Below are 23,244 nucleotides of genomic sequence, written 5' to 3'. Positions count from 1 at the left end.
TTTTATCTGGATATTCAAAAACTGTTGATTTTTATGAAAAAATATGGATAAAAAATCCTTTTATGTTGACTAAAATCAATAATAAATTCTATAGATTAGAAATAGTAGATATAAAATATTTTTTTGTTTTTATATTAAAAGTAATATCTTCTATAAATCTAAAAAATAAAAAACCTATTTATATTTTTACAAATTCTAATGAAGAAACAGATATATCTAGAGCTAGATATTTCATAAAGTCTAGAATAATTAAACTAGGATTACATAATAATTAGAGAACCTACTTCTTTACAACTGATCAGTGCTCATAAAAGACATATTTCTTATTCAATTCAAGTAACTTAGTCAAACTTAACATTCTAGTCATCCTAACGATGGAATTAAAAATATTGAAATTATGAATGATATTATATCAAATTTAATTATTTTAAAAAGTAAACTAAAAAAATGTTATTCAAAAGATTTTTCTATTCTATATTTAACTATAAAGTTATCTTTTATACATAGCAGAAGAAACAATACATCATATTTGTTTTTTATGTAAATCATATTTTAATAAGAAAACTTTTTTCTTCTATTCTACCTTATATGTGTTTTTGTAAGAATAGTCGTATAAAAAATAGAAAAATCATGCAATATAAATTGCAAAATAGTAAATTACTATACAGAAGCACTTTTTTAAAAAAGTAGAACCTACATTAATATTATAATGTAGATCTATTGAGAAAGTATATAAATTCAGATTAACATTTAGTTTTTTCTTTTATTCAACCGATAAAAAAATAATTAATTAATATAACAAAATATTGTTATTAATATAAATTACTTTACCTAAAATTTTTTTTATAAACCTAACATATGACATGCAGTGTAAACTATATCAGATTGATTCAAAGTGTAAAAATGAAAATTTTTTACTCCTTCGTAAGATAATGTTTTTATCATGTCAATTATAATACTAAAACCAATGTTTCTTTGTGTAATTAAATCATTATCTAATCCATGAAATAATTCAAATGTCCAATCAGGTATTTTAACATTAGTGATACTTGAAAAACGTTGTAATTGCTTAAAACTATAAATAGGTAAAATACCAGGTATAATTTCTACATTAATATTATTTTTTACACAATTATCTCTAAATCGTAAGTAATTTTCGATATTGAAAAAAAATTGTGTAATTGCCCTGTTTGCACCTGCGTCAATTTTTCGTTTTAAATTAATTAAATCAAATTTAGGATTTTTTGATTCTGGATGCATTTCAGGATAAGCTGCTACTGAAATATCGAAATCCGCTATGTTTTTTAATAAAAGAACTAAATCTGAAGCATACATTTTATGTTTAACATTTTTTTTTAACGTATCTCCTCTTAATGCAACAATACTTCTAATTCCATTTTTCCAATAATTTTTCGCTATTTCTTTTAATTCATCAGAAGTAGAATCAATACAAGTTAAATGAGCAGCAGTAGTAATATTTGTTTTTTCGTATATTTTTTTTACAAAATTATATGTTTTTTTATGTTCACCACTATTTGCTCCATAAGTGACAGAAAAAAATTTTGGTTTTAATTTGCTAAGTTTTTCAATTGAGCACCAAAAGTTTTTTTCTAAAATAGTATTTTTCGGTGGAAAAAATTCAAAAGAACATCTTGTATTATTACTAATATTTTTTATTTTCTGGTCTATTATATCTTTATGATATTTAGAAATAATATACATGTTTTAAACCCCTTTAAAATAATTTAATATAAAATTTGTAAAACTGATACACGTCAGTATTCTATCAAATGACAAAAACAATAAAAAATATATTAATAATTATAATAAAAAAGAAATAATTAGATAATTTTATTTAAAAAAAATATTATGCATAAAAAAAAATATTTATTTAATTCATCTTTAAAAGATTTAAACACATTTGGAATAGATGTGACAGCAAAAAAAATTATTGTTGTAAAAACTATTAAATCATTAATAAAAATAGTGCAATATTGTAAATTATCTCATATTCCTTACCTAATTTTAGGAGAAGGAAGTAATGTACTCTTTTTAGAAAACTATATAGGAATAGTAATTGTTAATAGAATTAAGGGAATAAAAATAATAGAACAAAATAAATTTTGGATTTTACATGTTTTTTCAGGAGAAAAATGGCATAGTTTAGTTAAATATAGTTTAAATTTAAATATTTTTGGATTAGAAAACCTAGCTTTAATTCCTGGTCGTATAGGATCTGCAGCAATTCAAAATATCGGCGCATACGGAAAAGAATTTAAAGATGTATGCTTATATGTTGATGTATTATCCTTAAAAGATAATGATATTAAAAGAATCAATGCTAATTTATGTCAATTTTCTTATCGAAACAGTATTTTTAAACACCAATTTCATGATTATATTATCTTAGCAGTTGGCATAAAATTATCAAAAAAATGGAATCCGACTATATTCCCATTATTGAAAAATTACGTTAATTTTAAAGAAATCACTGCACATAAAATTTTTAATATAATATGTAAAATACGGATGAATAAATTACCAGATCCTAAAAAATTTGGTAATGCAGGTAGTTTTTTTAAAAATCCTATTATAACTAAAAAACAAGCATTTAAACTTACATCTTTATATGATGTTCCATATTATCCGCAGAAAAATGGATTAATTAAAATATCTGGTGGTTGGCTAATTCAACATTACCAATTCAAAAATATACAAATTGGAGATGCAGCTATTCATGAAACACAAAAACTAATATTAATAAATAAAAAAAATGCAACTTCTAAAGAAGTTATAACATTAGCAAAAATAATACATATGTGTATTTTAAAAAAATTTAATATATTTTTAGAACCAGAAATAGATTTTATTGGATCAATAGGAAAAATAGATCCATTAGATATTTTTTATTAAATAAAAATATAATATAATGAATTATTTTGACAAAATACTTGCAATAAAAATGAAAAATTATATAATATATAAATTGTTAAAATTTTTTAAAAATTGCCGGCTTAGCTCAGCAGGTAGAGCAACTGACTTGTAATCAGTAGGTCACCAGTTCGATTCCGGTAGCCGGCAAATATAAAAAATTTATATTTTTTAGGTGGGATTCCCGAGCGGCCAAAGGGAGCAGACTGTAAATCTGCCGTTTCAGACTTCGAAGGTTCGAATCCTTCTCCCACCAATAATTAATTACACAATGCGGACATCGTATAATGGCTATTACTTTAGCCTTCCAAGCTGAAGATGCGGGTTCAATTCCCGCTGTCCGCTAAAAGAAATTGCTGATATGGCTCAGTAGGTAGAGCACACCCTTGGTAAGGGTGAGGTCCCCAGTTCAATTCTGGGTATCAGCATATACTAAAAATTTAAAAAATTATCATAAAATCTATCTTAAATCTCACCTTAATGTTTTTAATTTTTATCTTAAATTATTATAAATTTTTGATTTATCTGTTTTTCTTCAAAAAAATCTATATAACAAATTCTGTTTTTGACTTTTTAAAAACATATAAAAATGTTTTTAAAAAATGAAAAATAACATATTTTTTCTATAATTATTTTATAAATTTAGGAGAAATTGTGAATAAAAACAATAACAATCAAAAAAAATCTCAAAATCTAGAAAAGATAAAATGGTTATCTATATTTATATTGTTTATATTATCATTTTTAACTAATTACTACTTTTATCAAACAAAATTATCTGTTCGTCTATTAATTATATCTTTTTTAATGGTATCTGCAATTAGAATCTTATTATGGACAGAAAAGGGAAGATATATTTTATCTTACATAAAAATCTTAAAAAAAGAAATACAAAAAATAGTATGGCCTGAATATAAAGAAACCTTATACACTACACTAATCGTAATTACTATAACAATTTTTATGTCTTTTATTTTATGGATTGTAGATAGTGTTACATTTCGTTTAATAGAATTTATAATTAGTTTAAGGTTCTAAAAAAATGCATGAAATTCAAAAAAAAAGATGGTACGTATTACAAGCTTTTTCCGGATTTGAGAGTCGTGTTGCACAATCAATAAAAGAACATGTAAAATTAAATGCAATGGAAGATTTATTTGGAGAAGTAATGGTTCCTGCACAAGAAGTTATTGAAATTCGAGCAGGACAACGTAGAAAAAGTGAATATAAGTTTTTTCCTGGATATGTTTTAATTCAAATGATAATGACTGATTCAACATGGCATTTAATCAGAAACATACCTAGAGTTTTAGGTTTTATTGGAGGAAAATCAGATAAACCTTCTCCTATTAGTGATAAAGAAGTAGAAATCATAGTGAATAGATTACGTCAAATAGGTGATAAACCAAGACCTAAAACTTTATTTGAACCAGGAGAAATGATTCGTGTTAACGATGGTCCTTTTGCAGATTTTAACGGTGTTGTAGAAGAAGTAGACTATGAAAAAAGCAGACTAAAAGTTTCGGTTTCAATCTTTGGAAGATCAACCCCTGTGGAATTAGATTTTAGACAGGTTGAAAAAAACTAAATTTATATTAAATAAAATAATATTTTTTATATTGAGAATAAAAAAATGGCTAAAAAAATACAATCTTATATTAAACTTCAAGTATCAGCAGGAATGGCTAATCCTAGCCCACCAATTGGACCAGCATTAGGTCAAAAAGGTGTGAATATTATGGAATTTTGCAAATCTTTTAATAAAAAAACAGAAAATATAGAAAAAGGTCTTCCTATACCAGTAATAATTACAGTTTATTCCGATCGTTCGTTTACATTTATCACAAAAACACCTCCAGCATCTGTTTTATTAAAAAAATTATCAGGTATTAAATCAGGATCAAGTAAGCCAAAATCAGAAAACGTTGGAAAAATACACCGTTCACAAATAAGAGAAATAGCAACCATTAAAAATAATGATATGACTGGTTCAAATATTGAAAATATGATGCGTTCTATTGAAGGAACTGCTAAATCTATGGGTTTAACCATTGAGGAATAAAAATGGGAAAAATTACTAAAAGAATAAAAAACATAAAAAAATATATTAATATAAAAAAAATATACCCTATTGAAGAACTGATCGCTTTGTTAAAAAAATCATCAAAAGTGAAATTTAATGAAAGTATCGACATCGCAATTAATTTAGGAATTAATTCAAAAAAATCTGATCAAAATATTCGAGGTTCAACAGTCTTGCCAAATGGAATAGGACGTTCTGTTAAAGTAGCAGTATTTACTCATAGTGAAAATGTTAAAATGGCTGAAAAAGCCGGTGCAGAATTAATAGGAATGGAGGATCTAGTTGAAAAAATAAAAAAAGAAGGTATTAACAATATAAACTGTGTCATTGCTTCACCAGATGCAATGAAAATAGTAACACAATTAGGGCAAATATTAGGACCAAGAGGTCTCATGCCTAATCCAAAATTAGGAACAGTAACAACAAACATATACGAAGCGGTAAAAAATGCTAAAACAGGACAGGTTCGATATCGTAATGATAAAAATGGAATAATTCATGCTACAATTGGTCGAATAAATTTTTCAGAACATCATATAAGAGAAAATTTTAATGTATTTTTAGAATCGATAAAAAAGGCAAAACCTCCTCAATCTAAAGGAACATATATAAAAAAGATAGTTTTGTCAACTACTATGGGAATAGGATTAACAGTTGACCCATCTAGTATATCTATATAACTAAATCATTTTCATCTTTACGCTAGAAAAAAAATTATCTATAATAAGCGCATTTTTTATAAAAAATATAAGTTATTATTTATCATATATATCTTAAGATATAATCTATTTTTCAATACTGAATTATAGTAATCATAAAAAACTATGTTGTAAAAAATCATGATATTATCATGAATGTTTTTAGTAAAATTATCACTTTTTTTGATTTTTTTATTATAAAATTCATTAAAAATTACTTTTATCTAATAAAATAAGGATAATTGAATAAAAATGCCGTTAAATCTTGATAAAAAGAAAACAATAGTTTCTAAAATCAATGAAATATCTAAAGTAGCATTATCAGCTGTTATTGCAGATTCTCAGGGCGTTTCTGTAAACGAAATAAACGAACTAAGAAAATCTGGACGTGCAATGGGAGTAAGAATGAGTATTATTCAAAATACTCTATTATCTTTAGGAATTAAAAACACCATTTTTGAATGTTTAAAAAAAAAAATAAAAGGCTCAACTTTTATCGCTTATTCTATGGAGCATCCAGGAAGTGGAGCTAGACTATTTAAAGATTTTTCAAAAAAAAATGCACAATTTAAAATTACAGGAGCAGCATTTGAAGGTAAATTACTATCTATTACAGAAATTACTAAACTAGCAGACATGCCTACCTATAAAGAAGCAATTATGAAACTTTTATTTATATTAAAAATGTCAGTTGCCGGAAAACTTATTTATACATTATCTGCTATAAAAGAGAAAAAAGAAACTTCTTAAAGATTATTAATTTTAATGTTTTAATAACATTAAAAATAATTCTAATTCTTATTAGGAATTATTGTCATGTCTATTACTAAAGAACAAATCTTACAAGCTGTATCAGAAATGTCAGTAATGAATGTTGTAGAGCTTATATCGGCAATGGAAGAAAAATTTGGCGTTTCAGCAAATATGTCTATGGGTTCTAACAATAATCAAGAAAAAGAAACACGTGAAGAAAAAACAGAATTTGACATTTTTTTAAAAGCAATTGGACCTAATAAAGTATCGGTTATTAAAACTGTTCGTAGTGCTACCGGTCTTGGTCTAAAAGAAGCAAAAGATCTAGTAGAATCAGCTCCAACAGTTTTAAAAGAAAACATTAGCAAAGAAGATGCAGAATCACTTAAAAAAACATTAGAAGATGTTGGTGCCGAAATCGAAATTAAATAAAAAATTACATTTTATAATTTAATTAACTTTTAAAAACGGCTGGTGATTTTAACTCACCAGCCTTTTTGATTAAAACATTCAATTTTTTTCTAAACGCATGATTTAAAAAATTCTCTAAAAAAATTAAAATTTTTTTCTCTTCCTTCAGATAAAAGTTAAACTTTATTTTTAACTTATCTGTCAACGAGATTAGGAACTCTATGGTTTACTCTTATACCGAAAAAAAACGTATTCGCAAAGATTTTGGTAAACGTCCACAAGTTTTGGATATACCTTATCTTCTTTCTATTCAATTAGATTCTTTTCAGAAATTTATCAAACCAGATATAGAAGGTCAACAAGGATTAGAGGCAGCATTTCGTTCTATATTTCCAATTCGTAGCTATAATGGAAACGCTGAACTTCAATATGTTAGTTATCGTTTAGGAGAAACAATTTTTGATGTAAAAGAATGTCAAATAAGAGGTGCAACTTATTCAGCAGCATTAAGAGTGAGATTACGTCTTGTTATTTATGAACGAGATATATTAGAAGCTACTGTTAAAGATATCAAAGAACAAGAAGTATATATGGGAGAAATTCCATTAATGACTAATAATGGAACATTTATAATTAATGGTACAGAAAGAGTAGTTGTATCTCAATTACACCGTAGTCCTGGAGTTTTTTTTGATAGTGATAAAGGTAAAACTCACTCTTCAGGAAAAGTACTTTATAATGCGCGTATCATTCCTTATCGTGGATCTTGGTTAGATTTCGAATTCGATCCAAAAGACAATTTATTTGTTAGAATTGATAGACGTCGAAAATTACCAGTAACGGTTATTTTACGAGCTCTTAATTATAATACAGAAGAAATATTAGATCTATTTTTTGAAAAAAATATTTTTAAAATAGAAAAAAATAATATTGAATTAACATTAATACCAGAAAGATTACGAGGTGAAACTGCATCATTTAATATTGAAAAAGAAGGAAAAATATATGTTGAAAAAGGTCGTCGTATTACTGCTAGACATATTCAAGAACTAAAAAATCAAAAAGTTAATTCTATCAAAGTTCCAATTGAATATATTCTAGGTAGAATTGTATCTAAAAATTATTCAGATAAAAAAACAGGTGAAACTATTATTTTTGCCAATACAGAACTATCTTTAGAAATATTAGAAAAACTAAAAACATCAGGTTTTAACGTTATTGAAACACTATTTACTAATGATTTAGATCATGGACCATACATATCTGAAACCCTTCGAATAGACTCATCTAATGATCGTACAAGTGCACTAATAGAAATTTATCGAGTTATGAGACCTGGTGAACCCCCTACGAAAGAAGCAACAGAAAATCTGTTCGAAAATTTATTTTTTTCTGAAGATAGATATGATCTTTCCTCTGTCGGAAGAATGAAATTTAATAGATCTCTTCTTCGAAAAGAAATTGAAGGATCAGGAACATTAAATAAAAAAGACATCATTGATGTTATAAAAAAGATAATTGATATAAGAAATGGTAAAGGTGAAATAGATGATATCGATCACTTAGGAAATAGACGTATTAGATCAGTTGGTGAAATGGCAGAGAATCAATTTAGAATTGGTTTAGTAAGAGTAGAAAGAACTGTTAAAGAAAGATTATCTATTGGAGATTTAGATACTATTATGCCACAAGATATGATTAATGCTAAACCAATATCTGCAGCTGTAAAAGAATTTTTTGGTTCCAGTCAATTATCTCAATTTATGGATCAAAATAATCCTTTATCAGAAATTACACATAAAAGAAGAATTTCAGCATTAGGACTAGGGGGCTTAACTAGAGAAAGAGCAGGATTTGAAGTTCGAGATGTACATCCTACTCATTATGGTCGTGTTTGTCCTATAGAAACTCCAGAAGGTCCTAATATTGGATTAATTAATTCTTTATCTGTATATGCGCGAACAAATATGTATGGATTTTTAGAAACACCTTATCGAAAGGTAAGAAATGGTTTAGTTACTGAAGAAATTAATTATTTATCTGCTATAGAAGAAGGTAATTATATTATTGCACAAGCAAATACCAATATAGATAAAAATGGTTTTTTTACTGATGATTTAGTAACTTGTAGAAATAAAGGAGAATCTAGTTTATTTAATCGCAATCAAGTCAATTATATGGATGTTTCTACTCAACAAATTGTATCTGTTGGTGCATCTTTGATTCCTTTTCTCGAACATGATGATGCAAATCGAGCTTTAATGGGTGCAAATATGCAACGTCAAGCAGTACCTACTCTTAAAACAGATAAACCTTTGGTAGGTACCGGAATGGAACGAGCAGTTGCTGTAGACTCTGGAGTGACAGTAGTTGCTAAAAGAAGCGGTTTTATTCAATATGTTGATGCTTCTCGTATAGTAGTAAAGGTTAATGAAGAAGAAATGTTTTCAGAAGAAGCCGGTATCGACATTTATAATTTAACTAAATATACTCGATCAAATCAAAATACATGTATTAATCAAGAACCATGCGTAAATTTAAATGAAATAATAAAAAAAGGAGATGTCTTAGCAGATGGTCCTTCTACAGATCTAGGAGAACTAGCATTAGGACAAAATATGCGAGTAGCCTTCATGCCTTGGAATGGATATAACTTTGAAGATTCTATTTTAGTATCAGAACGAGTTGTACAAGAAGATCGTTTTACTACAATACATATACAAGAATTATCATGTATATCAAGAGACACAAAATTAGGACCAGAGGAAATTAGTTCAGATATACCTAACGTGGGAGAAGCAGCATTATCTAAATTAGACGAATCAGGAATTGTTTATATCGGAGCAGAAGTGACTGGAGGTGACATATTAGTAGGTAAGGTAACACCAAAAGGAGAAACTCAACTTACTCCAGAAGAAAAGTTATTACGTGCTATTTTTGGAGAAAAAGCATCAGATGTAAAAGATTCTTCATTACGAGTTCCTAATGGAGTATCCGGAACTGTTATAGATGTGCAAATATTTACTAGAGATGGTGTAAAAAAAGACAAAAGAGCCATAGAAATTGAAGATATGCAACTAAAAAAAGTTAAAAAAGATCTTACTGAAGAATTTAAAATATTTGAATTAAGCTTGTTTACTCATATTAAGAAAATTCTTTTATCTTTCGATGTTAAAGTAGAAAAACTTAATAAACTTCCTTATGAAAAATGGTTTTCAATTGAAATAAAACAAAAAGAAAAGCAAAAAGAAATAGAAAAACTTCAAAAACAACATAATGAATTAAAAGAAAAATTTAACAAAAAAATCGAAATGAAACGGCGTAAAATAACACAAGGAGATGATCTTGCTCCAGGTGTTCTAAAAATTGTAAAGGTATATTTAGCTGTAAAGCGCCAAATTCAACCTGGTGATAAAATGGCCGGAAGACATGGAAATAAAGGAGTAATTTCAAAAATTAATCCTATTGAAGACATGCCTTATGACGAAAATGGTATACCAGTAGATATTGTTTTAAATCCACTAGGTGTTCCTTCTCGTATGAATATAGGACAAATATTAGAAACACATTTAGGTATGGCAGCTAAAGGCATTGGTGATAAAATTAATAATATGCTTAAAACTCAAGAAAAAATATGTAATTTAAGAAAATTTATACAACAAGCATTTGATCTTGGAGATAATTTACGTCAAAAAATTGATTTAAATACGTTTTCAAATAAAGAAATCTTATGCTTAGCAAAAAATTTAAAAGGTGGTATGCCTATTGCCACTCCTGTTTTCGATGGTGCACAAGAAAACGAAATAAAAAAACTTTTAAAGTTTGCTGACTTACCTACGTCAGGACAAATTACACTTTTTGATGGAAGAACAGGGGAAAAATTTGAACGACCTGTTACAGTTGGTTACATGTATATGTTGAAACTAAATCACTTAGTAGATGATAAAATGCATGCTCGTTCTACTGGTTCTTATAGTCTAGTTACTCAGCAACCATTAGGTGGAAAAGCTCAATTTGGTGGACAGCGCTTTGGCGAAATGGAAGTTTGGGCACTAGAAGCGTATGGAGCATCTTATACATTACAAGAAATGCTAACTGTAAAATCTGACGATGTGAATGGAAGAACTAAAATGTACAAAAACATTGTAGATGGAAATCATCAAATGGAGCCCGGTATGCCAGAATCTTTTAATGTACTACTGAAAGAAATTCGATCATTAGGCATTAACATTGAATTAGAAAATGAATAATTGAAAAACTCTTAAAATGATAAATAATATTTATAGATTTATCACCTTAAAAAGATTTACTCCGACGGGAGCTAATGTGTGAAAGATTTACTAAAATTTTTAAAATCCCAAACTAAAAATGAAGATTTTGATGCTATTAAAATTTCATTAGCTTCTCCAGATATGATCAGATCCTGGTCATTTGGAGAAGTTAAAAAACCGGAAACTATTAATTATCGTACATTTAAACCTGAACGAGATGGATTGTTCTGTGCTCGTATTTTTGGTCCAGTAAAAGATTATGAATGTTTATGCGGAAAATATAAAAGATTAAAACATCGAGGTGTAATTTGTGAAAAATGCGGAGTTGAAGTAACACAAAGCAAAGTTAGACGAGAACGAATGGGTCATATAGAATTATCTTCACCAACAGCACATATTTGGTTTTTGAAATCTTTGCCATCACGAATAGGTTTATTATTAGATATGCCGTTAAGAGATATTGAAAGAGTATTATATTTTGAATCTTATGTTGTCGTAGAAGCAGGAATGACTAATCTTGAAAAACGTCAAATTTTAACTGAAGAACAATACTTAGATGCATTAGAAGAGTTTGGAGATGAATTTCATGCAACAATGGGTGCAGAAGCTATTCAATTTTTATTGAAAGATATTAATTTAGTACAAGAATGTAATATATTAAGAATTGAATTAAATGATACTAACTCTGAAACAAAAAGAAAAAAGCTAACAAAAAGAATTAAATTATTGGAAGCTTTTATTCAATCTCATAATAAACCTGAATGGATGATTCTTACTGTACTACCAGTTTTGCCTCCAGATCTTAGACCATTAGTGCCATTAGATGGAGGAAGATTTGCAACATCTGATTTAAATGATTTGTATCGTCGAGTAATTAATAGAAACAATCGTCTTAAACGTTTATTAGATTTAGCAGCTCCAGATATTATTGTAAGAAACGAAAAAAGAATGTTACAAGAAGCAGTCGACGCCTTGTTAGATAATGGAAGAAGAGGTAGAGCAATTACAGGATCAAATAAAAGACCTCTTAAATCACTAGCCGACATGATCAAAGGAAAACAAGGAAGATTCCGACAAAATCTTTTAGGAAAACGTGTAGATTATTCTGGTCGTTCAGTAATTACTGTCGGTCCTTATCTTCGTTTACATCAATGTGGTTTACCTAAAAAAATGGCGTTAGAACTTTTTAAACCATTTATATATGGTAAATTAGAAGTTCGCGGTTTAGCAACTACTATAAAAGCAGCAAAAAAAATGGTAGAAAGAGAAGAATCCGTAGTATGGGATATTTTAGATGAAGTAATTCGAGAACATCCCGTTCTATTAAATCGAGCACCTACTTTACATAGATTAGGTATACAAGCATTTGAACCTGTTCTTATTGAAGGTAAAGCAATTCAACTTCATCCATTAGTATGTGCTGCTTATAACGCTGATTTTGATGGAGATCAAATGGCTGTACATGTTCCATTAACATTAGAATCTCAATTAGAAGCTAGAGCTTTAATGATGTCAACTAATAATATCTTATCTCCAGCTAACGGAGAACCAATCATTGTACCTTCTCAAGACGTTGTATTAGGTTTATATTATATGACTCGTGAGAAAATCAATGGAAAAGGTGAAGGGATGTTATTAAATGGAGCTAATGAAGCAGAAAAAGTATATGTTTTAGGTATTGCTGAACTACATGCTTCAGTTAGAGTTCGCATAATAGAATATAAAAAAAATGAAGATAACAATTTTATACCAACAACAAAAATTGTTCGTACTACTATAGGAAGAGCAATATTATGGACAATAGTTCCTAAAGGACTACCTTTTAGCGTAGTAAATCAAACATTAGGGAAAAAAGATATTTCTAAAATGCTCAATACTTGCTATCGTATTTTAGGACTAAAACCAACTGTTTTTTTCGCTGATCAAATTATGTATACTGGTTTCGCTTATGCAGCAAGATCAGGAGCATCAGTTGGTATTGATGATATGGTGATACCAGAAAAAAAAGCAAATATTATTAATGAAGCAGAAATTGAAGTTGCTGAAATACAAGAACAATTTCAGTCTGGTCTAGTTACAGCTGGTGAAAGATATAATAAAGTTATTGATATTTGGGCTGCAGCCAATGAAAGAGTAGCTAAAGCTATGATGGAAAACTTATCTACAGAATCTGTAATAAATAAAAAAGGCGAAAAACAAAAACAAATCTCTTTTAATAGTATATTTATGATGGCAGATTCTGGAGCTCGCGGTTCTGCAGCACAAATTCGACAATTGGCTGGCATGAGAGGTTTAATGGCAAAACCAGATGGTTCTATTATTGAAACTCCAATTACAGCTAACTTTAGAGAAGGTTTAAATGTATTACAATATTTTATTTCTACTCATGGAGCACGTAAAGGATTAGCTGATACAGCCTTAAAAACTGCTAATTCTGGATATCTAACACGTCGTTTAGTAGATGTTGCTCAAGATTTAGTTGTAACACAAGAAGACTGTCAAACACATGAAGGTATTCTTATGACTCCACTAATAGAAGGTGGAGATGTAAAAGAACCATTAAGAGAACGTGTTTTAGGACGTGTAACTGCAGAAGATGTTGTCATACCAAATACTAATAAGGTACTAATTCAAAGAAATACATTGCTCAATGAAAAATGGTGTGATCTTTTAGAAAATAATTCTATAGATAATGTAAAAGTAAGATCAGTAGTAAATTGTGATACTGATTTTGGTGTTTGCTCTTATTGTTATGGTAGAGATTTAGCTAGAGGAAATCTAGTTAACAAAGGAGAAGCTATTGGTGTAATTGCCGCTCAATCTATAGGTGAACCTGGAACACAGCTTACTATGAGAACATTTCATATTGGTGGTGCAGCTTCAAGAGCAGCAGCAGAATCTAGTATACAAATAAAAAATAAAGGGATTATTAATCTTAATAATGCAAAATTTGTTACTAATTCTACAGGAAAAATAGTAATTACATCAAGAAATGTAGAACTTAATATAATTGATAATTTTGGTAGAACAAAAGAAAGTTATAAAGTACCTTATGGTGCAATTATGGCTAAAGGAGATGGTGAACACGTTAAATCTGGAGAAACTGTTGCAAAATGGGATCCACATACTATGCCAGTCATTACAGAAGTTAACGGTTTAGTTCGATTTATAGATATGATTGACGGTCAAAGTATTACACGACAAGCAGATGAATTAACAGGATTATCTTCTATAGTAATATTAGATACCGCAGAAAGAATGTCAATCGGTAAAGATTTAAGACCGGCATTAAAAATAATTGATCGTAATGGAAAAGATGTTCTTATTTCAGGAACAGATATGCCTGCACAATATTTTTTACCTGGAAAAGCTATTGTTCAACTAGACGATGGAGTAGAAATTAGTTCAGGTGATACATTAGCGCGCGTACCTCAAGAATCAGGAGGTACTAAAGATATCACTGGTGGACTTCCAAGAGTGGCAGATTTATTCGAAGCTAGACGACCAAAAGAACTAGCGATTTTAGCTGAAATTAGTGGTATTATATCTTTTGGAAAAGAAACAAAAGGAAAAAGAAGATTAGTTATTACACCAGTAGATGGAAAAGATGCTTATGAAGAAATGATTCCAAAATGGAGACAATTAAATGTATTTGAAGGAGAAAGAGTAGAAAGAGGAGATGTTGTATCCGATGGACCAGAATCTCCACATGATATTCTTCGCTTAAGAGGCATTCAAGCCGTAACTAGATATATTGTAAATGAAGTACAAGAGGTATATCGTTTACAAGGAGTAAAAATTAACGATAAACATATCGAGGTCATCATTAGACAAATGCTCCGTAAAGCCACTATAGTAAAATCAGGAGATTCTGATTTTTTAGATGGTGAACAAGTAGAATTTTCTCGTATAAAAATTTCAAACCGTAATCTAAATCAAAAAAATAAAAAATTAGTTTCTTTTTCAAGAGATTTATTAGGTATTACTAAAGCCTCTCTTGCAACAGAATCTTTCATATCAGCTGCGTCGTTTCAAGAAACTACAAGAGTTTTAACCGAATCTGCAGTTGCAGGAAGAAAAGATGAACTACGAGGACTAAAAGAAAATGTAATCGTTGGACGTTTAATTCCTGCAGGTACAGGATATGCATATCATAAAGAACGCTTAAATCGACGTCAGAAAAAACATAATAATTCTACAATCAATAATTCTACAATTAGTGTTGAAGAGGCATCCGCTAGTCTTTCAGAATTATTAAATTCCACTCTTACATAATAAAAATGATTATCTTATAATATTTTTTTAATATATACCATAAATTATGGCTGCTATTAAAAGCAGCCAAAATAAAAATTTAATAATTTGTTTTGATCAAAAAATATATTAATCAATATGATAATAAAAAACTTAATTATTAATTTTATATTATTATCAAATAAATAAAGTATTTTTTTATAAAATATAATTATCATTTTTTATGATTTAAAATATAATCTTAAACACAATTAAATATTTATAAAAATTTATTAAAAAAAACGTATAATTTATATAGTATCTTTTTGATTATTTTTATATATCAAAAATAATTTTCAATAAAAAAATTTTCAAACTGATTCTTCTTTCTTTTTATATTTATTTTTTATAAATATAAAGTTATTTAATTTAAATTAATAAAAAATTATATGACATAAAAAACATTTTTGTACATAAAATTTTATATCTGATTTTATAATAATAGCATCTAAATAAATTATTAATTTTTAAATTTAAATAAAAAGGAAAAATGATGAATAAAACTCAATTAATTGATATTATCTCCAAAAAATCTAATTTATCTAAAATACAAGCCAAATCTACTTTAGAAGCAACATTATCAACTATTATTCAATCGTTAAAAAAAGGAGAATCTGTTCAGATAGTTGGATTTGGAACTTTTAAAGTCAATTTAAGATCTTCCCGTACAGGACGTAATCCTCAGACAGGACAAGAAATACAAATTCCTGCAACTAAAGTTCCTAGCTTCATATCTGGTAAAACTCTAAAAAATGCAGTCAAATAATTTAAAAAAATATTATATTTAAAAATATAAAAAAGGGGCTTATGCCCCTAATATAACTATTATATATCTTAAAAATTAATATCTTAAAAACGTATGTTATATAAAACATAAAAAATGATATTCAGTACACTATAAAAAGAAAATATATTATGCCATCAATTAATTTTATAAAAAATGCTTTAATTAGTGTTGCAGATAAAACAGATATCTTAAAAATATCAAATATTTTAATAAAAAATCAAATTTCTTTATTTTCAACAGGAGGTACTGCTAAAGTTTTAAAAAAAAATAATATACCTGTTATAGAAATATCAGATTATACAAAATTTCCAGAAATAATGGATGGACGGGTTAAAACATTACATCCCAAAATTATGGCAGGAATTTTAAGAAGAGAGAATAAAGATGAAGAAATTATGCAATTATATGAAATATCTCCTATAGATATAGTTATTGTTAATTTTTATCCATTTCAAAAAGAAATAAATATTAAAAATAACGATATTGACAATATTATAAATAATATTGATATAGGTGGACCAACACTTATAAGAGCTTCTGCAAAAAATTATAAAAATGTTATAGTCATAGTAGACCTTTCTGATGTTCAACATATTATAGATTCAATTAATAATAATACTATGAACATAAAAAAAAGATTTTATTTAGCGACAAAAGCATTCGAATATACAGCAAATTATGAAAGAATTATTTCACAATATTTTATTAAAAAAAATAACATTAAAAAAAATGATTTTAAAAATTTGTTTCCTAAAGAAATAAATTTTTCCTTTACAAAAAAACAAGATCTAAGATACGGAGAAAATCAACATCAAAAAGCATCATTTTATATAGAACAAAATATTATGCAATCTGGAACTATTAGTTCTGCAAAACAAATACAAGGTAAAAATTTATCTTATAATAATATATCTGATGCTAATACAGCACTAGAATGTGTAAAAGAGTTCAATAAACCAGCTTGTGTTATTGTTAAACATGAAAATCCATGTGGTGTTGCAGTTAATAGTTCTCTTGCAGAATCATATTTATCAGCATATTATGCTGATCCTATTTCAGCATTTGGTGGTATAGTGGCGTTTAATTCAGTATTAGATGAAAATACTGCTAAAAATATCACTAAAACTAAACAATTTATTGAAGTTATTATTGCACCTGAAATAAATATCTCAGCATTAAAAATTTTAAAAAATAAACCAAATATAAGAATTCTTATTACTGGAAAAATAAAAAAAAATAAAATATCAATAGATTTTAAAAGAATCACTAATGGACTACTTGTACAAGAATATGATTCTCATAATATAGATCTGGAAACTTGGAGTTATGTCACAAAACGTATTCCAACAAAAAGTGAGCTAGAAGATGCTATATTTTGCTGGAAAGTAGCAAAATTTGTTAAATCCAATGCAATTGTATATGGACATAATCAAGTCACTATTAGTATAGGTGCAGGGCAAATGAGTAGAATTTATTCTACTAAATTAGCAAATATTAAAATAAAAGATCAAGGAAAAAATACTATTGGTGCAACTATGGCATCTGATGCTTTTTTCCCTTTTAGAGACGGAATCGATAGTGCTGCATTAGTTGGAATTAATTGTATTGTACAACCAGGTGGATCTATACGTGATAAAGAAATTATACAAGCAGCTAATGAAAAAAATATGACTATGATTTTTACAAATAAACGTCATTTTAGACATTGATATACATTGAATTAAACGTACTTGTTAAGTCAAATAATATCTAATATTTTCTAGAAAAGAACTATATTGTCGTGCTAAATCATCATTTAGATATCTATATAGAATCTAAAAGATGATTTAACATTAAAAAATATTTTAAGTTCTAAAAAAATAATAGATTTATTAATCTACTTTAATATTTTTAATATCTTTTCTTAATTTTTTTGTTGCTTTAATCATATTTTTTAAAGCTAATACTGTTTCCTTCCAATTTCTTGTTTTTAAACCACAATCTGGATTTACCCAAACACGTTCAAATGGAATATATTTGATGGCTTTTTTTAGTAATAAAATAATAGATTCTATACTAGGTATATTCGATGAATGTATATCATATACTCCAGGACCAACTTCATTTGGATATTTAAATTCTTTGAATGATTTTAATAATTCCATATCTGAACGAGCTGTTTCTATCGTAATTACATCAGCATCTAGTAAAGCAATAGAATTCATTATATCATTAAACTCACAGTAGCACATATGGGTATGAATTTGCGTAGTATTTTTTACAGCAGAGGAAGCTAAACGAAATGCATCAACAGACCAAGATAAATATTCAGACCAAGCACTTTTTCTTAATGGTAATCCCTCTCGTAAGGCAGGTTCATCAATTTGAATAATTTCTATTTTTTCTTTTTCTAAATCTAAGACCTCATCACGCAATGACAAAGCAATTTGTGTAGCAATTTTTTTTAATGAAATATCTTCTCTTGGAAAAGACCAAAATAAAATAGTAACTGGTCCAGTTAACATTCCTTTAATTGGTTTTTCTGTTAAAGAACGAGCATATTTAGACCACTCTAGAGTAATTGGATTAGGACGACTAATATCACCAATAATAATAGGAGGTTTTACACATCGAGATCCATAACTCTGAACCCATCCATTATCCGTAAAAATAAATCCATCTAAATGTTCACCAAAATATTCTACCATATCATTTCTTTCAAATTCACCATGTACTAAAACATCTATATCTAATTCTTCTTGTATTCTTATTGCTTTTTTAATTTCTTTTTTAATTTCTTTTGAATATTCACTATCGTTAATTAACCCATTTTTAAAATCACGACGCAATTTTCTAATATTAATAGTTTGAGGAAAAGATCCGATAGTAGTGGTAGGTAAGATAGGTAAATTAAATTTTTTATTTTGTTCTTTAGAACGAATTGTATACGAACTTACGCGTTTATATTGATTGATTTTAATATCAGATAAACGTTGTTCTACTTCGATTCTATGTACTCTATTTGAAGTAATTCTTTTATAGATAGGTGCAGACCATTTTTTAATAGAAATAACATCATTATTATTTAATGCATTTGACAGTAATGATAATTCATTACATTTTTGTATCGCAAATGAAAACCATTCTTTTACTTCTTTATCTAAGTGTTTTTCTTGTTGTAAATCAATCGGTGTATGTAACAATGAACATGATGAACCAATCAATATTTTTTTACGATTTTTCAAAATTTTAGAAATAGAATTAAACCATTTAACAAGATCAGATCGCCAAACATTTCGTCCATTAATTACACCTAAAGATAACATCCATTTTGATGGTATTTTTAAATTAAAATCAACTAAATCATATTTTCCAGCAACTAAATCAATATGAATTCCTTCAACAGGCAAATCACGAATAAATTCTATATTATGATTAACACTATCAAAATATGTAGTAAGTAATATTTTTCCTATTCCATAAAGTTTTTTATAAGTATAAGAGTAAGCTTCTTGCCATTTTTTTGGTAATTCTAAAACTAATGCTGGTTCATCAATTTGAACAAAATTAATGTGACGATTAGATAATTCTTTTAATACTTCTTTATAAATTACAATAATATTTTCTATCATATCTAAACGATCAAAATTCTCTCCTTTTACTTTTCCTAACCAAAGATATGTAATAGGACCTAAAAGTATAGGTTTAACTTTATATCCCAAAAATAATGCTTCATCTACTTCATTCAAAATTTGTTTCCAAGAAAATTTTAAAGTTTTATTTTTATAAAATTCAGGAACAATATAATGATAATTAGTATTAAACCACTTAGTCATTTCTGAAGCAGAAACATCTGGAATACAACCTCGTGCTATACGAAACATACAATCTAAATCAATAGAATTATTAACATAATTATGTCTTTCTGGGATATTTCCAAGCATCATACTAGTAGTTAATACCTGATCGTACCAAGCAAAATCTCCAACTGGTATATAATCAATTCCAGATTCTTTTTGTTTTTTCCAATTTGTTTTTCTTATATTGCGTCCAACTAACAACAAATCCTCAAGTGAAATATTATTAGACCAATATTTTTCTTGAGCTCTTTTTAATTCACGATTTAGACCTATTCTCGGAAAACCAAGAGTGTGATTTAAGATTCTCATATAACATTGTCCTATTAATTATTTAAATTTCATAAAAACTAATTTATAATTGCTTTATTTTAAATATATAATCTATAATTCTAGTATTAAGAAAAATTAGCAAGCGTAAATAGTTAATGCTTAATATGAAGGAATCTCATGATTGAAATAAAACACTTTCGCACATTACAAGCACTAAAAAATAGTGGATCATTAAGTGGAGCTGCAATTCAACTGCATCAAACGCAATCAGCAATATCTCATCAATGTAAAGAATTAGAAAAAAAAATAGGATTTAAATTGTTTATTCGTAAAAGTCAACCCATAAAATTTACAATTCAAGGTGAAATTTTACTTCAATTATCTGAAGAAGTACTACCTAAGATAGAAAAAGCAATAAAAAAATGTACTGATTCTCATAATAAAATCGTTCGATTAGCTATGGAATGTCATAGCTGTATTCAATGGTTAACACCTGCATTAAAAATATTTAAAAAAAAACTTCCAAATGTAAAAGTAGATTTTTATTCTGATATGACTTTTAGTCCTCAACCATTTTTACAGCAAGGAAAATTAGATATCGTATTAACTTCTGAAGTATTACCAAGAAGTAATTTGTTTTATATGCCAATGTTTGATTTTGAAATACGTTTGATTTTATCTCCCAATCATCCTCTTGTATTAAAAAAAAACAATATTACGCCAGAAGATCTTCAATATGAAATACTAATGACTTATCCTGTTCAAAAAAATAGATTAGATATATGGAAACGTTTTTTAAAACCTTCTGGTGTCGTTCCTATATTTAAAAACGTAAATAATACTTTACTTTTAATACAGATGGTATCTGCACAAATGGGAATTACTGCGTTACCACATTGGATAGTAGATAATTTTGAACGTCAAGGTTTAATTGTGACAAGAAAAATAGGTAATGGAATATGGGGTAGACTATATGCAGCTATACGAAATGGCGAACAACAAGAATTAGTAATACAAAACTTTATTCATTCTATACATTTACATGCTTGCACTCATTTAAAATTTATTCGCGGTGTATTAAAACCGCAAATTTTCAAAACATTTTAATAAAACATTAATTGAATCATAAATATTATAACTTTAACTTAAAACATATTTTTTATTTTTTGATAAAAATTTCATATAAACATTTTGCAACACCATCATCATCATTACTTTCAATAATTTTTGCATTTGGTAATATATTTTTTAAACGTAAATCAGCGTTTTTCATAATATAAGATTTTCCAGAAATAGAAAGCATGTCTTCATCATTCATTCCATCTCCAAATGAAAAACAATTATTTAAAGAAATATTTAATAAACGAGCTATTAATTTTAATCCATAACCTTTTGAAGTTTTTCTCGATACGATTTCTAAACAACCAGGAACTGAAAAATGAATATTAATTTTCTTTTCATATAATTCAATAATTTTTTTTTCAAGATTATATAATTTATGTAAATTTTTACTTGTAAAAAAAACTTTACTAATTTTATCAAAATGAAAATTATCTAAACTAAAATTTTCATATTTTAAGGATGTAAGACTAGGACAAAAATTATTTTCTATTTTATTATTGTTTATATACCATTTATTATTTCGATACAACTGAGTAATAATTTCTTGATCGTTATATACTATTTTACAAAGTTTAAAAGTTATATTTTCAGATAATTCATCGCTAAATATCAATTGATTATCTAAATCATAAATTTTAGCACCATTAGAAGTAATCATAAAAGATTTAATATTTAAAATATCTCTAATTTGTATTACATCTAAATAATGACGACCTGATGCAATAACAAAGTAATGTTTTTCTGATAATAATTTTATAGTTTTTTTAGTATACTCTGTGAGTTTATTTTTTGAAGTAAGTAAAGTACCATCTAAATCTACTGTAATAATTCGACGCATAACATCACCTTAAAAAAATACAATATATCTTATATTAGATAATATTCTATATGAATATTTAAAATCATAAACTGGTATTCCATAACTGAACTAAAAATATCATTAATTAAAACTATTCAATTAAAAATCTTTTATTTAATATAATTATATTAATAAAATTTTGATAAAAGGTTATTTCATGTTTCAAAAAAAAACAAACGTAATAATACTTGCAGCTGGAAGAGGCACTAGAATGAAATCTAGCCATCCTAAAGTATTACACTTTTTAGGTGGAAAAACAATTTTAGAACATGTTATTCAAACTGCAAAATCTATAAAACCAAAAAAAATTATATTAGTTTATAATCATCCGAAAAAAGTTATATCTTCAATAATATGCAATCATTCTCTTGAGTTGGTTATGCAAAAAAAACCTGAAGGAACAGGAAAAGCAATACAATTGGCTTTAAAAAACATACCAAATGATGAAAACGTATTAGTGTTATATGGAGATGTTCCATTTATTTCATCAAAATCAATAAGAAAATTACAAAGATTGAAAAAAACATCAAAAATCAATTTGTTAACTATGAAAGTAAAAAATCCTAATGGATATGGACGTATTTTACGAAAAAAAGGAAGAGTTGTAAGAATAATAGAAGAATTAGATGCAAATTATAAAGAAAGAAATATTAAAGAAATATACTCTGGAATTTTTATAGCTAATAGTGAAGATCTAAAAAAATGGTTAGGAAAAATTAGTAATCAAAACAAGAAAAAAGAATATTATGCTACCGATATTGTTGCCATAGCATATTTTGAAGGTAACTTTATTCAAACAACAGAACCTTTTAAATATCAAGAAATACTAGGAGTAAATAATAAATTACAATTATCTATGTTAGAAAATATTCTACAACAAGAGCAAATTAATAAATTACTTATTGATGGAGTAATGTTAAAAGATCC

General features: G+C 27.0%; 16 protein-coding genes, 4 tRNA genes and 1 pseudogene. 18 read left to right on the top strand and 3 right to left on the bottom strand.

Going from position 1 to position 23,244, the window contains the following annotated elements; translation table 11 throughout:
* Positions 1-275: pseudogene (locus D9V70_RS00240) on the top strand (acetylornithine deacetylase); the annotation flags it as partial.
* A 568-nt stretch (positions 276-843) separates the two neighbouring features.
* Here the strand turns inward: D9V70_RS00240 and metF are convergent.
* Positions 844-1,722: a methylenetetrahydrofolate reductase gene (metF, locus tag D9V70_RS00235; RefSeq protein ID WP_158355785.1), complete on the bottom strand. Its 879-nt coding sequence runs from the start codon at positions 1,720-1,722 to the stop codon at positions 844-846.
* A 147-nt stretch (positions 1,723-1,869) separates the two neighbouring features.
* Here metF and murB point away from each other — a divergent pair, with 147 nt between their 5' ends.
* The 15 genes from murB to purH all read left to right on the top strand — a co-directional run bounded on the left by murB (position 1,870) and on the right by purH (position 17,936).
* The gene (gene murB / locus D9V70_RS00230) at positions 1,870-2,913 is read left to right on the top strand and encodes a UDP-N-acetylmuramate dehydrogenase (protein ID WP_158355784.1); all 1,044 of its coding nucleotides are present in this window, start codon (positions 1,870-1,872) and stop codon (positions 2,911-2,913) included.
* A 95-nt stretch (positions 2,914-3,008) separates the two neighbouring features.
* Positions 3,009-3,081: transfer RNA gene (locus D9V70_RS00225), tRNA-Thr, on the top strand.
* A gap of 24 nt (positions 3,082-3,105) precedes the next feature.
* Positions 3,106-3,187, top strand: a tRNA-Tyr gene (locus tag D9V70_RS00220).
* Positions 3,188-3,204: 17 nt separating this feature from the next.
* A tRNA-Gly gene (locus D9V70_RS00215) sits at positions 3,205-3,276 on the top strand.
* Positions 3,277-3,286: 10 nt separating this feature from the next.
* Positions 3,287-3,359 (top strand) — tRNA-Thr (locus tag D9V70_RS00210).
* A gap of 226 nt (positions 3,360-3,585) precedes the next feature.
* The gene (secE, locus tag D9V70_RS00205) at positions 3,586-3,969 is read left to right on the top strand and encodes a preprotein translocase subunit SecE (RefSeq protein ID WP_158355783.1); all 384 of its coding nucleotides are present in this window, start codon (positions 3,586-3,588) and stop codon (positions 3,967-3,969) included.
* Between the two features lie 4 nt (positions 3,970-3,973).
* On the top strand, positions 3,974-4,519 hold the full coding sequence (gene nusG, locus D9V70_RS00200) for a transcription termination/antitermination protein NusG (RefSeq protein ID WP_158355782.1): 546 nt from the start codon (positions 3,974-3,976) through the stop codon (positions 4,517-4,519).
* A gap of 45 nt (positions 4,520-4,564) precedes the next feature.
* Complete coding sequence (gene rplK / locus D9V70_RS00195; RefSeq protein ID WP_158355781.1) at positions 4,565-4,993, top strand: 50S ribosomal protein L11; 429 nt, start codon at positions 4,565-4,567, stop codon at positions 4,991-4,993.
* A gap of 2 nt (positions 4,994-4,995) precedes the next feature.
* A complete protein-coding gene (rplA, locus tag D9V70_RS00190) occupies positions 4,996-5,694 on the top strand; it encodes a 50S ribosomal protein L1 (RefSeq protein ID WP_158355780.1) in 699 nt (232 codons plus the stop codon).
* 270 nt (positions 5,695-5,964) lie between these two features.
* Complete coding sequence (gene rplJ / locus D9V70_RS00185) at positions 5,965-6,462, top strand: 50S ribosomal protein L10 (RefSeq protein WP_158355779.1); 498 nt, start codon at positions 5,965-5,967, stop codon at positions 6,460-6,462.
* Positions 6,463-6,528: 66 nt separating this feature from the next.
* Positions 6,529-6,897 (top strand): 50S ribosomal protein L7/L12, encoded by a 369-nt coding sequence (gene rplL / locus D9V70_RS00180; RefSeq protein ID WP_158355778.1) that lies wholly within the window; start codon positions 6,529-6,531, stop codon positions 6,895-6,897.
* A 200-nt stretch (positions 6,898-7,097) separates the two neighbouring features.
* A complete protein-coding gene (gene rpoB, locus D9V70_RS00175; RefSeq protein WP_158355777.1) occupies positions 7,098-11,126 on the top strand; it encodes a DNA-directed RNA polymerase subunit beta in 4,029 nt (1,342 codons plus the stop codon).
* Between the two features lie 78 nt (positions 11,127-11,204).
* On the top strand, positions 11,205-15,422 hold the full coding sequence (gene rpoC / locus D9V70_RS00170) for a DNA-directed RNA polymerase subunit beta' (RefSeq protein WP_158355776.1): 4,218 nt from the start codon (positions 11,205-11,207) through the stop codon (positions 15,420-15,422).
* Positions 15,423-15,933: 511 nt separating this feature from the next.
* A complete protein-coding gene (locus D9V70_RS00165; RefSeq protein ID WP_158355775.1) occupies positions 15,934-16,206 on the top strand; it encodes an HU family DNA-binding protein in 273 nt (90 codons plus the stop codon).
* A 149-nt stretch (positions 16,207-16,355) separates the two neighbouring features.
* Positions 16,356-17,936 (top strand): bifunctional phosphoribosylaminoimidazolecarboxamide formyltransferase/IMP cyclohydrolase, encoded by a 1,581-nt coding sequence (gene purH, locus D9V70_RS00160; protein WP_158355774.1) that lies wholly within the window; start codon positions 16,356-16,358, stop codon positions 17,934-17,936.
* A gap of 162 nt (positions 17,937-18,098) precedes the next feature.
* Here the strand turns inward: purH and metE are convergent, their stop codons facing one another.
* The gene (gene metE / locus D9V70_RS00155; protein WP_158355773.1) at positions 18,099-20,375 is read right to left on the bottom strand and encodes a 5-methyltetrahydropteroyltriglutamate--homocysteine S-methyltransferase; all 2,277 of its coding nucleotides are present in this window, start codon (positions 20,373-20,375) and stop codon (positions 18,099-18,101) included.
* A gap of 138 nt (positions 20,376-20,513) precedes the next feature.
* Between metE and metR the strand changes: the two genes are divergently transcribed.
* Positions 20,514-21,443, top strand: coding sequence for an HTH-type transcriptional regulator MetR (gene metR / locus D9V70_RS00150; RefSeq protein WP_158355772.1), 930 nt, complete (start codon positions 20,514-20,516; stop codon positions 21,441-21,443).
* Between the two features lie 52 nt (positions 21,444-21,495).
* Here metR and D9V70_RS00145 read toward each other — a convergent pair whose 3' ends face one another.
* On the bottom strand, positions 21,496-22,296 hold the full coding sequence (locus D9V70_RS00145; protein WP_158355771.1) for a Cof-type HAD-IIB family hydrolase: 801 nt from the start codon (positions 22,294-22,296) through the stop codon (positions 21,496-21,498).
* Between the two features lie 178 nt (positions 22,297-22,474).
* Here D9V70_RS00145 and D9V70_RS03200 point away from each other — a divergent pair.
* The coding region (locus D9V70_RS03200; protein ID WP_253254824.1) for an NTP transferase domain-containing protein at positions 22,475-23,244 on the top strand (770 nt) is incomplete at its 3' end.

The organism is Buchnera aphidicola (Lipaphis pseudobrassicae) (assembly GCF_005081185.1).
Lineage (GTDB): Bacteria > Pseudomonadota > Gammaproteobacteria > Enterobacterales > Enterobacteriaceae > Buchnera > Buchnera aphidicola_AD.
This window is presented reverse-complemented; position numbering and strand designations above follow the sequence as displayed.

Bases quoted from the DNA above. Each gene is read 5' to 3' on its own strand.
- D9V70_RS00145 (WP_158355771.1), bottom strand. From the start codon at position 22,296: ATGCGTCGAATTATTACAGTAGATTTAGATGGTACTTTACTTACTTCA.
- nusG (WP_158355782.1), top strand. From the start codon at position 3,974: ATGCATGAAATTCAAAAAAAAAGATGGTACGTATTACAAGCTTTTTCC.
- rplJ (WP_158355779.1), top strand. From the start codon at position 5,965: ATGCCGTTAAATCTTGATAAAAAGAAAACAATAGTTTCTAAAATCAAT.
- metR (WP_158355772.1), top strand. From the start codon at position 20,514: ATGATTGAAATAAAACACTTTCGCACATTACAAGCACTAAAAAATAGT.
- rplK (WP_158355781.1), top strand. From the start codon at position 4,565: ATGGCTAAAAAAATACAATCTTATATTAAACTTCAAGTATCAGCAGGA.
- rpoB (WP_158355777.1), top strand. From the start codon at position 7,098: ATGGTTTACTCTTATACCGAAAAAAAACGTATTCGCAAAGATTTTGGT.
- D9V70_RS00165 (WP_158355775.1), top strand. From the start codon at position 15,934: ATGAATAAAACTCAATTAATTGATATTATCTCCAAAAAATCTAATTTA.
- metF (WP_158355785.1), bottom strand. From the start codon at position 1,722: ATGTATATTATTTCTAAATATCATAAAGATATAATAGACCAGAAAATA.
- metE (WP_158355773.1), bottom strand. From the start codon at position 20,375: ATGAGAATCTTAAATCACACTCTTGGTTTTCCGAGAATAGGTCTAAAT.
- purH (WP_158355774.1), top strand. From the start codon at position 16,356: ATGCCATCAATTAATTTTATAAAAAATGCTTTAATTAGTGTTGCAGAT.
- rplA (WP_158355780.1), top strand. From the start codon at position 4,996: ATGGGAAAAATTACTAAAAGAATAAAAAACATAAAAAAATATATTAAT.
- murB (WP_158355784.1), top strand. From the start codon at position 1,870: ATGCATAAAAAAAAATATTTATTTAATTCATCTTTAAAAGATTTAAAC.
- rplL (WP_158355778.1), top strand. From the start codon at position 6,529: ATGTCTATTACTAAAGAACAAATCTTACAAGCTGTATCAGAAATGTCA.